Origin of the sequence: Kurthia sibirica, from assembly GCF_003143975.1 — a bacterium.
Classification (GTDB): domain Bacteria; phylum Bacillota; class Bacilli; order Bacillales_A; family Planococcaceae; genus Kurthia; species Kurthia sibirica.
In genome coordinates, this window is sequence record NZ_QFVR01000022.1 from 48,087 (window position 1) to 60,802 (window position 12,716).

At 34.6% G+C, this 12,716-nt stretch carries 13 protein-coding genes and 1 pseudogene; 12 read left to right on the forward strand and 2 right to left on the reverse strand.

The genetic code is table 11. The features are described from left to right. Nucleotides 1-24: 24 nt before the first annotated feature. Together DEX24_RS13815 and DEX24_RS13820 are read right to left on the reverse strand one after the other, a co-directional pair. Entirely contained in the window at nucleotides 25-999 is a 975-nt protein-coding gene (locus tag DEX24_RS13815; RefSeq protein WP_109307004.1) for a proline dehydrogenase family protein, read from the reverse strand. A gap of 205 nt (nucleotides 1,000-1,204) precedes the next feature. Beyond that, on the reverse strand, nucleotides 1,205-1,645 hold the full coding sequence (locus DEX24_RS13820; RefSeq protein ID WP_109307005.1) for a GNAT family N-acetyltransferase: 441 nt from the start codon (nucleotides 1,643-1,645) through the stop codon (nucleotides 1,205-1,207). A gap of 283 nt (nucleotides 1,646-1,928) precedes the next feature. Between DEX24_RS13820 and DEX24_RS13825 the strand changes: the two genes are divergently transcribed. From DEX24_RS13825 to DEX24_RS13880, 12 genes and pseudogenes are all read left to right on the forward strand, one after another. Further along, on the forward strand, nucleotides 1,929-2,270 hold the full coding sequence (locus DEX24_RS13825; protein ID WP_170112954.1) for an antibiotic biosynthesis monooxygenase: 342 nt from the start codon (nucleotides 1,929-1,931) through the stop codon (nucleotides 2,268-2,270). After that, nucleotides 2,263-2,871, forward strand: coding sequence for an NEAT domain-containing protein (locus tag DEX24_RS13830; protein WP_170112955.1), 609 nt, complete (start codon nucleotides 2,263-2,265; stop codon nucleotides 2,869-2,871). Before DEX24_RS13825 ends, DEX24_RS13830 begins: the two co-directional genes overlap by 8 nt. Next, nucleotides 2,868-4,460 carry an NEAT domain-containing protein gene (locus DEX24_RS13835; protein ID WP_109307008.1) on the forward strand — a complete coding sequence of 531 codons (1,593 nt, stop codon included), beginning with the start codon at nucleotides 2,868-2,870 and terminating at the stop codon, nucleotides 4,458-4,460. Before DEX24_RS13830 ends, DEX24_RS13835 begins: the two co-directional genes overlap by 4 nt. A 41-nt stretch (nucleotides 4,461-4,501) precedes the next feature. Next, nucleotides 4,502-4,813, forward strand: a pseudogene (locus tag DEX24_RS13840) (NEAT domain-containing protein); the annotation flags it as partial. 58 nt (nucleotides 4,814-4,871) lie between these two features. Beyond that, the gene (gene isdE, locus DEX24_RS13845) at nucleotides 4,872-5,738 is read left to right on the forward strand and encodes a heme ABC transporter substrate-binding protein IsdE (RefSeq protein ID WP_109307010.1); all 867 of its coding nucleotides are present in this window, start codon (nucleotides 4,872-4,874) and stop codon (nucleotides 5,736-5,738) included. A 6-nt stretch (nucleotides 5,739-5,744) separates the two neighbouring features. Beyond that, on the forward strand, nucleotides 5,745-6,710 hold the full coding sequence (locus DEX24_RS13850; protein WP_109307011.1) for a FecCD family ABC transporter permease: 966 nt from the start codon (nucleotides 5,745-5,747) through the stop codon (nucleotides 6,708-6,710). Beyond that, the gene (locus tag DEX24_RS13855) at nucleotides 6,700-7,470 is read left to right on the forward strand and encodes an ABC transporter ATP-binding protein (RefSeq protein ID WP_109307018.1); all 771 of its coding nucleotides are present in this window, start codon (nucleotides 6,700-6,702) and stop codon (nucleotides 7,468-7,470) included. The genes DEX24_RS13850 and DEX24_RS13855 overlap by 11 nt, the downstream gene beginning before the upstream one ends. A 229-nt stretch (nucleotides 7,471-7,699) precedes the next feature. Further along, complete coding sequence (locus DEX24_RS13860) at nucleotides 7,700-8,095, forward strand: VOC family protein (RefSeq protein ID WP_170112956.1); 396 nt, start codon at nucleotides 7,700-7,702, stop codon at nucleotides 8,093-8,095. A gap of 243 nt (nucleotides 8,096-8,338) precedes the next feature. Further along, nucleotides 8,339-9,199, forward strand: coding sequence for a DUF72 domain-containing protein (locus DEX24_RS13865; protein ID WP_109307013.1), 861 nt, complete (start codon nucleotides 8,339-8,341; stop codon nucleotides 9,197-9,199). Then, a complete protein-coding gene (locus DEX24_RS13870; protein WP_109307014.1) occupies nucleotides 9,196-10,017 on the forward strand; it encodes a sulfite exporter TauE/SafE family protein in 822 nt (273 codons plus the stop codon). Before DEX24_RS13865 ends, DEX24_RS13870 begins: the two co-directional genes overlap by 4 nt. 15 nt (nucleotides 10,018-10,032) lie before the next feature. After that, nucleotides 10,033-11,388 carry a bifunctional metallophosphatase/5'-nucleotidase gene (locus DEX24_RS13875; protein WP_109307015.1) on the forward strand — a complete coding sequence of 452 codons (1,356 nt, stop codon included), beginning with the start codon at nucleotides 10,033-10,035 and terminating at the stop codon, nucleotides 11,386-11,388. A gap of 76 nt (nucleotides 11,389-11,464) precedes the next feature. Next, complete coding sequence (locus tag DEX24_RS13880; RefSeq protein WP_109307016.1) at nucleotides 11,465-12,562, forward strand: HD-GYP domain-containing protein; 1,098 nt, start codon at nucleotides 11,465-11,467, stop codon at nucleotides 12,560-12,562. Nucleotides 12,563-12,716 lie beyond the last annotated feature (154 nt).

The window sequence follows — 12,716 nt, forward strand, 5'->3', positions numbered from 1 at the left end:
AATTTATGAGCGACTCCTTTTCTATTATTTTGTACGTTTTGATAAACGGCCGAGCAAGAAAGCACCAGCTGTAAGACCAATTGCAATATTCGTTTTTTTAGTAAACACTTGTTTTGTTATAAGTGCCATATTTTGCGGACGCTCAGCTAAGCGACGCATGAAGTAACCATACCAATCAGAACCAAATGGTACATATACACAAAAGTGATAGCCTTCTTTTGCTAATGCTTGTTGCATGTCTGTACGGAAACCATAAAGCATTTGGAATTCGAATTTATCTTTATCGATCGCATGTGTTTCCGCGAATTTTTTAACGTGGTTGATGACATGATGATCATGTGTTGCAATTGATGTGAAGGAGCCATTTAATAAATGATATTCAATCAAGCTAATATAATTAGCATCAATAGTAGCTTTGTCTTGATAAGCAATTGTACTTGGTTCCTTATAGGCGCCCTTTACGATACGTAAACGGAGATTTTTATATTTTTCAATATTTTCGATGGATTCGAGGAAATAAGCTTGAATAACGGTGCCGATATTATTGTATTTCGCATTAATAGTTTCCATAAGCTCAAAAGAATCATGCAAACGTGCATAGTTTTCCATATCAAAATTAATGAAATTATTATAGTTAGCAGCAACTTCCGCAATATCCATCAAATTGTCTAAACAAAAAGCTTTATCAATATCGAGTCCAAGTTGTGACGGTTTCAATGAGATATGAGCATCGACTCCTGAGTTATGTATGGCCTCGATCATATTGATAATTTGTTCTTTAGCAGCAAGTGCTTCGCTCTTTTCAAAAACAAATTCGCCGAGATTATCGACTGTACAAGAAATACCCTGCTTATTGAGTGCTTTGATACTAGCGATTGTTTCTTCAATCGTTGTACCTGCAACAACATGTTGTGCCCCCATTTTCAGACCGTATTTTTTTGCTGCCTCGTTTAAAACTTTATTTTCCGAAAGTGCGATGAACATATCACGTAATGCCATTTTTTTTTCCTCCTCGTAATTATGAGATTTATTGCAGAATATAGTATTTAATTTTAAAAAGCAATTGTGGAATTCTTATTTTAGAATATTTAATCGATTAAAAACCTTATGATGTAAGCGTTTGCTTCTGTTAGAAAAAAATTTTATTTACTGAATAAACAATAAAAAAAACCTAGCGATAAAATTTTATCGTTAGGCAGACTAATCACTGAGGAATAGCCATATCGATATGTGGAATACCGTCTTCTTCATAAACAGTTGATGTCGCAATGAAACCAAAAGAACCATAGAATTTTTGTAAGTGACTTTGGGCAGATAACATGATTTTGGGACTGCTGCTTTCCATCGTATGAATATGTTCAAGCGCTGCAGTCATTAACTTTTGACCTATTTTTTTTGCGCGATAATTTGGATGAACAATGACACGACCTATACGTATACCAACAGGATCTTCAATAATTCGACAGTAGGCGATAAGATGATTGTCATCATCCTTCATTTGAAGATGTTGACAACTTAAATCATCATCATCAATTTCTGGATAAGGGCATTGTTGTTCTACAACAAAAACATCAACACGTAGTTTAAAAATGGCAACAATTTCCTGCGGTTCTAATTGTTGCAGTGTAGTAGTTTTAATGTTCATGGTAAACCTCCTAGCATGAATGTAAAAAAATAATTATTATGGATTCTTGTCGTAAATATACTATATATCATAACTACCACTTTATACATATATACGCTTTATTATGCCATTTTTCTGCTATTTAATACAAGTATTATGAATAAGTTATGCGTAATAGTGTAATAAAAAATAGGGTGGATAGATTAATGCTACGTAAAAACTATTTTTGTTAATTTTATGCAATTGACATTGATAATCGTTATCAATAGAATGAAGAGGAATGAAATATGAGGAGGAAATTACTATGTATATGGTATCAAATACAATTCAAGTTTTAGAGGGATATGGAGATCAAATTTTAGAGCGTTTCAAAATTCGCCAAGGTATTGAAGATATGCCTGGTTTCAAGGAATTAAAAGTCTTAAAATCTTTAGGAAAACAAGGCTATGATGAAGTATTGGTACACACTGTATGGCAGGATAAAGCGGCATTTGAAAACTGGTTCTCATCTCGTGAATTTCATTTAGCACATAGAAAACCTGCACGTACAGAAACGGGTGAAAAGATGGTTGTTAGCAATTCAATCGATCATTATGAAGTAATTGTAGAAAGTGATACAACATTGGCAGTTGGTTATGTTGGCTAAAAAACTTGTTTTCATATTGTTCACAGCCATACTATTTCTGACATTCAATTTCAATGTATCGGCAAAGGACCTTGAAACGGGTACATATTCAGTTGATTACACTGTATTAAAAGAAGGCGAGTCAAGCACATCTATTGCCAATGATTATTTCATCAAACCGGCAAAATTAATTATAAAAGATACTAAACCATATATTGAAATTATAATTGGTAAAAGTAATTGGACAAAAAAAGTAACAATAAATAAGTCAAAAGAATATCTTGTCAGTGACAATGCTGATAAAGATCAACGTACTGTTCAATTTGCACTAAAGGATATTTCTGAAAAACAGCAAGGTACTGTAGATGTTTATATTGATGAAGAAGTAGATGGTGAAGACTTCCTTTACGATAATAGCTATGGTATTCAGTTTGTATTTAAGGAAGAATCGATAAAAAAACTGTCGTCTACTCCGGATGAAGTAAAAATTGAAGTGAAAAAAGAAAATAAAAAAAATGAGACGACCTTTGCGATGCGAGGGCTTGCTTATGGCTTAATAGCTGTAGTAGTACTTGTATTTGCGCTGGTGATTATCAGACGAATGAGAGGAAGAAAAAAATGATTAATTTTAAAGGCTATTTTTTATCGGCGGCAGCAGCTGCTTTGATTGTATCTTCAGCATGTTCAGTGAATGCTTTGGCGATTGATTCGACAAAGCAAACGGCAAATGAACAAACAGCTAAAGAAGTAAATAAAATCGCATTAGGCTTTCATGTATACAAGGCAGAAGATTTAACAGAAGTATCGAGTATGGGCCGTGCAATGGACTTAATGTCTCAAGTGGAAATAACATCTGATGGTAAAATATATGCTTATATGACAATTAAGAATGCGAAAATTTGGAATTCTTTCAAAACAGAAGTAAATGGTGTGATGGTAGAAGCAGAAAAGGTTTCTGAAAATCGAGAAGCGGATACAGCGGTCATGAAAATTCAAGTGCCTTCTTTATCAGCTACCATTAAAGCAGATATCGAAATTCAAGCCCAGTCTACGATGAAGCATACTACATTCATTAAATTTGAGGCAGAATCTAAAGAATTCAAAGTATGGAATGATAAACAAGCGGCAATTTCTTCGATGTCTAGCTATATGACAGCCCCTGCTTATGTCACGACAGTTGATGGCAAAAAAATTGTACTATTAAAAATTACTGGTACAGATATGTGGAAATCATTTCAAACAGAAGTAAATGGTGAATTAGTAGAAGTGACAACCATTTCGGAAGATCAAGAAGCACATACGAAAGTTGTCAGTTTTGAAATCCCTTCCTACGATGTTTTAATCAAAACCGCATCCCATATTAGTGTGCCAAATATGTATGACATGACCCATATAACCTACTTAGATTTTAATAATATTGTGAAAACGACACCGCCAGTTGTTCTACCACCGGTCGTGAAACCAGTCGATCCCAATAAAGTAATTAGTTCTATAAAATACAACTATGCATTAGTAACAAAGTCGAAAAAAATGAATTCAGCAGTCAATAAATATATGGCTAAGCCAATAAAAATTGAAAAAACAAAATCAGGCAAATACTATGCAACAGTTAAATTGAAAAATGCTGGCTTATGGAAATCAGTAAAGACGGATGTCAATGGTAAAATGACAGCAGTGAAAATAGTATCAAGCGATGCAAAAGCAAATACTAAAACAGTGAAATTCCAAGTGAAATCACCAAAAGCAGTTACAAAAACAACTTTTACAATCAGCGCTAAAGATAAAAAAAATGCTGGGAAATATACCAATTATATTAAGGTAGGAAGCGTTTATAAAAAGCCAGCGACAGTAGTTTCTACAAAAAAATATAATTATACAGCGTTAAAAGATACAAAAAAAGGAACTTCAGCTACGAATGCTTATATGGTAAAACCAGCAACAATTATGAAGATGAGCGATGGTAAATACTATGCGACTGTCACGATTAAAAATGCGAGCTGGTGGAAATCATTTAAAACAGATGTAAACGGTAAAATGACGACAGTAAAAACAGTATCAACGAATAAAGCTAAAAATACTAAAGTCGTGAAATTCCAAATTGCTTCACCTACAAAACAAGTAAAATCGACAATTCATATTAAAGCAGCTTCTGCAAACTATGAAGGAAAATATACGAATTACTTGAAATTTGGTAAAGAAGTAAAAAAGTAAAGCAGGTTTCGAACAAAACAAAAACATCAAAAAAGAATTTTACAGTGCAAAAAGGAAAAGGTTCTGCAAAATCTATGATGGATCAGTATGTAACGAAACCAGCCACTATACAAAAAATTGGTAGTAAAACATATGTCAAAATCACTTTAAAAAATGCGAGTTGGTGGAAATCGTTTAAAGTGAAGCAGGGGAGTAAATATGTAAATGCTAAAGTAGTGAGTAAAGGGAAATCTACTCGAACAGTGATGTTCCCAGTTAAAAGCCTAAAAAAAGCCACTTATGTAAAATTACATGTTGTTATTCCGAGTATGAAGTACAATAATAAATATACAACGAAAATTGTATTTAAATAACAAAACGAGAGATAGGGTGAGAAATCGCCCTATCTCTTATATGTAGGAGGAAGTAAAAATGAAAAATATCCGACTGCTCATGTTGTTAACGGTTATTTTAATCATGACTGCATGTAGCGCAAAAGGGCAACCAGAAGGAGAGAAAGGTGAACGTATCATAGCGACAACGGTTGCTCTAATGGATACAGCAGCAAAATTAAATATCGAGTTGGCTGGTATACCGACAACATCAAAAGATATTCCGCTCATGTATAAAGACGTGCCGGAAATCGGTGCCCCCAAAAAACCAAATATGGAAAGACTGCAGTCGCTCAATGCAACAGATGTTCTTAGTGTGACGACGATTAAACCCGAAATGGATAAAGCGATGAAGGGGAGTAATATCCCGACGACTTTCTATGACTATAATTCAATCGCTGCAATGCAAAAGTCAATTACAGCAATGGGAAAGGATTTTAACCGACAACAAGAAGCAGCAAAATTAAATAAGATTTACGACGATAAAATTGCAGCTATTCATAAAAGAATTGCTGGTCAAAAGAAACCCAAAGTCATTATCTTACTCGGCGTTCCCGGTAGTTATTTAATTTCTACTGAAAAATCGTTTTATGGAAATTTAGTGGAATTAGCAGGTGGCATTAATGTTGTAAAAGCTAATCAGTCGGATGAAGAGTTTATCGCCTCTAATACAGAAAGTTTATATAAATTACAGCCAGATATTATTTTGCGTGCTTCTCATGGTTTTCCAAAACAAGTAAAAACGATGTTTGATGAAGAATTTAAAACAAATGATGTTTGGAAGAACTTCGAAGCAACAAAAGCAGGTCGCGTCTATGATTTGGATGAAAATCTATTTGGTATCACAGCAAATATTAACGCAGATGAAGCATTAGAAGAACTATACAAGCTTTTATATAAGGAGTAGTAAAACATGAAGAAAATTTGGATATCCTACATAATAATGGTCATCGTCCTACTAATTATTATTTATGCTTCCGTTATAGTGGGTAGTATAGATATAAAATTCATTGACCTTGTAAGAGGCATCTTTGGTCACATGAACGGACAAGTAACCGTTGTTTATAACTTGCGTCTTCCCCGTGTTCTAATTGCCATTTTTGCAGGCGCATCATTAGCATTAGCAGGTGCTTTATTACAGGCTGCCATAAAAAATCCTCTTGCAGATCCAGGGATTATTGGAATCACATCAGCAGCTATGCTAGGTAATGTTGTCGTCATCAATTTCTTACCTCATTTATTTTTCTATTCACCAGTCTTTGCCTTTGCGGGTGGTATGCTAGCATTTGGTATCCTTTATCTTGTGACGAAAAAATATGATATGTCACCAGTCTTTGTTCTATTAGTGGGGATTGCATTAAATGCGATATTCACTGCTGTTATTAAAGTATCAGGCGTTACGGCTATTCACTTTACAGAAAGTACAGGGTTGAGTATGAAAACATGGGATGATGCCAATTTACTACTACTTTTTAGTACAATTGGTATTATCATTGCTGTATGTTTAGGGCCACTTTGTAATATGCTTGGTTTAAGCGACAGAACGATTACAAGCGTTGGGTTTCCAGTTGGAAAAGCCCGCTGGATTATTATCGTTGTAGCCGTATATTTGGCCAGTATTTCAACGGCAATTGTCGGATCAATTGCTTTTATTGGCTTACTCGTACCTCATATATCACGAATGATTGTGGGTGCTGATTATAAAGTATTGCTTCCCTTTGTTGCATTATTTGGTGCAGCGTTATTGCTTGTAGCTGATACACTTGGTCGGACGGTTGTACAACCATTTGAAATTACTGCATCGGTTATTATGTCATTAATCGGTGGACCATTCTTAATACTACTAATAAGAAAGTTTGGGAAAATTTATGGACATTAAAAATTTGTTTTTTTCATATCATGCCAAAGAACCTTTTATCGCAATTGATGAACTTAAAATAAGCGAGGGGAAAATCACCACAATCATCGGCCCCAATGGTTGTGGCAAATCAACATTATTAGCGTTGATTGCGCAACAATTAACGTATACTGCGGGTGAGATTTATATCGAACAACAAAATATCAGTAGGTTATCACGCAAAGAATTGGCAAAAAAATTGGCGATTGTCTATCAACAAAATGAGGCACCTGAGCAATATACAATTCGTGATTTAGTGAAGGTTGGTCGTTATCCATACAGAAAAGGTTTAAATAGTTTAAGTGCAGATGACCTTACTGCAATAGATAAGGCAATTGAATTGACGGGTTTGGTAGCATTACAAGATCAGCGTCTGGCAGAGTTGTCAGGTGGTCAACGTCAAAGGGCTTGGATTGCATTAGCTTTAGCGCAAGAAACACAGTATCTATTATTGGATGAACCAACAACGTACTTAGATTTACATCATCAATTTGAGATATTGGACTGCATTGAGAAGTTGAATAAAAATGCTAATATGACAATCATTATGGTGTTGCATGACTTAAACCAAGCATTTCAATATAGTGATGAAGTCATTGTAATGAGTAAAGGAAAAATAATAAAATCTGGACAACCAACGGTAACAATGTCTGAAGAATTAATAAAAGGAATATTTGGTATAAATGTACAAATTATTGAGGATATCGAGAAAAATAAGCATATTTTGCCATTGAGAAAATAATGTAGAAAAATAAGATTAAATAAGTTTATAGTAATTTGATTATGGGAATAGGTAACATATCTTATAATATTCAAAAATGCTAAGATACAATATGACGATGGTTAACCGACAATATTGTTAACTAATTAGATGCAACTCTTAGGTATTCTTGATAAAATTATGATATTATTTATTTGAGAAATATTTTATGGACAAGACAATATTTTCATATGGAAGGATGAAGGATTTTATGTTGAACTTTCAAAGATCTGAGCAACAAATAATCGTTTCAGATTTAGAACTTTCAAAGGACTATTATTCTACGATTTTTGGGATTAAGGGGACTGATTCTAAGTTTATTGACGAGCAAAAAAAATTAGCATTAACACTAGTGCAAGCTGCAGATGTTTCTGAAATTCATCCGAAGAAATTGTTGCCAGAAGTTTATGGATTTGTCGACACAGTTGAGGAACTCTACTCGCTTTACCTAACCTACAGAGAAAATGGTGCATTATTTGCATTTAATCCGCGTGATACATATGACAATGGTCAAAGAGCCAAGGAATTTGCTATTCGAGATTTAGACGGATATATTATCGCGTTCAAAACAATGTCACCAAATAATGACGAATCATTCGTAAAATAAACTGAAATGACGTAATAGTCGTTTGTTATGTATAAATTATAAATAGATAATCTTGCACCTACAAGTTGGTGAGAGAGTATCTATTTTTTTATATGCTTTTAGTTTTACTTAAAAATAATATTATCTAATCTATTAACTAAAAAAATGAATAAAAAGACTGTTTAAAATAATAAATAGTCAAATTGTAGTAGATACTTTTTAGTCTTTGCTAGCATATGATAAAATAACGATAGAGGTGAGCATATGATACAAATCGGTTTAACTGGCTGGGGAGATCATCCTGCTGCCTACAGTAAAACAACAAAATCAAGTGATAAACTTTTTGATTATAGCGGTCATTTTCCAATCGTGGAATTGGACACTTCTTTTTACGCTATACCAAGTGAAGCAAATATAAAAAAATGGATTAAAAATACGCCTGATGGATTTACCTTTGTCATGAAAGCTTATCAAGGGATGACAGGACATTTACGAGAAAATCTACCATATACGACGAAAACAGAGATGTTTGATGCATTTAAAGTAGCAGCGGATATATTCTATGATCAGAAACGTTTAGCGATGATTCTCGTTCAATTTCCACCTTGGTTCGATTGTCAGTATAAAAATGTGCAATATATTCGCTATGTGAAGGAACAATTGGAGAAATATCCGATCGCGATTGAATTTAGAAATCGTACTTGGTTTAATGAACAATTTAAGGCCGGAACACTCGGGTTATTAAAAGAATTGAACATTACGAATACGGTATGTGATGAGCCCCAAATTGGAGAAGGATCCATTCCTTTAGTTGCGGAGGTGACAACAAAATCTGCACTTGTAAGAATTCATGGTCGCAATGTTCATGGATGGAGAAATCCTGGTAATGCGGAACAATGGCGTAAAGTGAGGTTTTTATATAACTATAATGATGAGGAGCTTCTCGAACTAAAAGAGGTGGTCGAGATGTTACAAAAATCTGCTGATCATGTGTATGTATTATTCAATAATAATTCGGATTATGATGCATTTCCAAATGCTAAGGAGCTTAAAAGGATGTTAGCAATAAAATTTGAAGGACTATCACCAAAACAATTAGATTTATTTGGAGGGGGAGAATTTTGAGCTATACAATCATCGTAGTTTTTGGACTATTATCAGGTATTATAGGTGCTTTAGTAGGGTTGGGGGGAGGAGTAATTCTTGTGCCAGCCTTATTATACTTTGGTATAACATTGGAACTGATTCCTTCATTAACGACACAAAACATCGTTGGCTTGTCCGTAATAATGATGATTTTCGTCGGTTTATCTTCGACTTTATCCTATGTAAAATCAGGAACTGTTGATTATAAATCGGGGCTTATTTTATTTGCGGGAAGCGTACCTGGAACATTGGTGGGCGCTTATATTAGTAAATATTTAGATGTCCCATCTTTTAATTTGTACTTTGGTATTTTGCTTGTTATTATCGCAATTATTTTAATTTTTAGAGATCGTTTTAAACCAATCCATTGGTTTGTAAAACATGGTCAAAAGATCAATAAAACGGATAATGATGGCAATCAATATACATATGGTTACCCAATATGGTTTGCCTTTATGATGACTTTTTTCATTGGAATGGCATCGGGAATGTTTGGTATAGGTGGCGGTTCAATGATCGTGCCGATGCTTGTTATTTTATTTTTATTTCCCCCACATATCGCGGTGGCTACATCAATGTTCCTCGTTTTTTTAACATCAATCGTCAATTCTGCATCGCATATTTATTATGGGCATATCCCATGGAACTTTGTTATAGCTGTTGTGCCAGCAGCTTATATAGGCGCGAAATTTGGTGCGGCACTAAACAAGAAATTACAATCAGACACCGTCATTTTATTGTTGAGAATTCTGTTATTAGTACTCGGAATTCGTTCAATAATCGTCGGCTTACTATAGAGGAGTGATGAGCTAGTGACACAAATTCATATTTATCATACGAATGATATTCATAGTCATTTGAAAAGCTGGCCACGTACCCGAGCCTATTTACAACAACGTCGACAGGAGCATGCATCACAGCAGGAAGCTTGTTTTATTTTTGATCTCGGTGATTTTATCGATCGGGCGGATATTTATACGGAAGCATCGCTAGGTAGTGAAAATATAAAATTACTGGACGAAGCGGGTTATGATGCAATTACAATCGGTAATAATGAAGGCATCACCTTAGCGAAAGAAGCTTTAACGATGCTGTATAGCCATGCGGAATTTGATGTTATATTGAGCAATTTGAAAGAATTGGATGGTTCGCAACCAAACTGGGCACAGCGGTATAAAATATTTGAGGTAACACCAAAAATAAAAATGGGTGTTATTGCTGCAACTGCACCATTTGCTGATTATTATAGTCCGTTAGGTTGGCAGATAATGGAGCCGATAGAAAATCTTCAACAAGTGGCGATGGAAGTGGCACCACAGGTTGATTTCCTCATTTGTTTATCTCATTTGGGTTTGCCGAGCGATGAAGAACTTGCACAACTCATTCCGCAACTAGATTTAATTATTGGAGCGCATACACATCATGTTTTACCGAAGGGTAAAAAAGTAAACCATAGTTTGTTAACGGGAGGCGGTAAGTTTGGACGTTATATTGGACACTCGACAATCACACTTCAGGCAGAAGGAAAAAAAGTAGAGACAATGTTAGTTGCAACCGATGATCTGCAACATATCGAAGGTGAAACGCGAGAAGTGATGGCATTAGAGCGTTGGGGAAAAGAAGTATTGGATGTTGAACTATTTCAAGCAACGCGTTATTACAACAAAGAGTGGTTTCACGACAGTCATCTTTCTCGTTTATTTGCGCAAGCCCTACTCGATTATTCACAGGCAGATTGTACCTTTTATAATGCAGGGATTTTTTTGCAACCCCTTCAAAAAGGTCCAGTATCCGCGTTTGATCTTCATCAAATGTTGCCGCATCCGATCAACGCATGCATCCTGAATTTGACAGCAGATGAGCTGCTATCTTGTTTACAAAGGATTGAAGCTCACCCAGAATGGCCATTTATTGCGGTAAAAGGTTTAGGGTTTAGAGGACAGATACTCGGTAAAATGCTGCAATATGGATGCGTTATCAAAAATGGTGAATTATATGTGAATGGCCAACTGAAAAAAGGTACAGAAATAATCAAATTAGTGACATTAGACTTGTTTACCTTTGGGTGGTTTTTCCCTGAATTTAAAGCTATGGAGAAAAAATATTTACTTCCGCATTTCTTGCGGGACATACTATCTATTTATGGATATAAATTTTTTGGTAAATAGTTATAAAATAGCTGATAAAAATACAGGTATATAGTATATAATGTTTATAACATTAAATAGTAAATGGGGATAAAGTATGAGGCTAATATCAACGAAATCACTTAAACCAGGTATGGTTATTGGCAGAACTATTTGGAATGGAGCAGGTAGGCCATTATTACAAGATGGTGTAGAGATTAGTGACATCATTATTAATAGACTAATCAAACTTCACATTCTCTATGTATATATTGATGATCAAATTTCTCAAGGAATCGAAGTAATCGAAACGGTACCGGAAAAAGTAAGACATCAAGCTATTCAAGAAATAGAAAATTCATTTAAAGAATTAAAAAAGCAAACAGGCAAGGATATTACGCATTGTCTTGATATGAAATCAAAGCAATTTGTTTCCATTATTGATGATTTAATGACTTATATATTTGAGAGTAAAGAAATTGTCACTGTGCTTAGTGATGCTTTTATTTATGATGAATATATTTATCAGCATTCACTACAGGTGACGATCTACTCAATATCCATTGCCCGTGAGCTAGGCTATAATGCAGAGGAGATTCGTCAAATAGGTATTGGTGCTATGTTGCATGATGTTGGTAAAATGTTGATTCCTTCGGACATTTTAAACAAACCAGGTAGGTTAACAAACGAAGAATTTGATACGATGAAATTACATGCAAAATATGGTTTCGATCTATTAAGAAATCTACATACGATTTCCTTATTATCTGCTCATTGTGCATTTCAACATCACGAACGTCTAGATGGATCTGGTTATCCTCGAGGGTTAGTGGATTTTGAAATACACCCATACGCAAAAATAATAGCTGTTGCTGATGTATTCGATGCTGTGACATCAAATCGCGTTTATCGTAGTAAAATGCTCCCCTCTGAAGGCATGGGCATTATTCTTGAGGGTTCGGGTACATTGTATGATGAACGGGTTGTTATGGCTTTTTCTAAGACAATTGCTGTCTATCCAAATGGTTCGGTATTATTATTATCGGATGGTCGAAGAGGGATTGTTTGTAAACAGAATGTCGAAAAACCGGATAAACCATGGCTACGTATTTTTGAAGAAAACAATATAATTATGAAAGCTACATATGAAATGGATTGTAATGTAACAAATATTAGTATCGAAAAAGTAGAGCTTGATTATGTTATGAGTGAGTAAAATACTAGAAAAAAGAGTCATTTCTCCTGTGATATGCTCCCCAATAGGTAGACAGATGAAAAAACAAAAATCTGTTTACCTGTTGGGGGGTATTTTTTATGGCGCGAAGTAAGCATACAATTGAACAAAAATATAAAGCAATCCAAATGTTAAC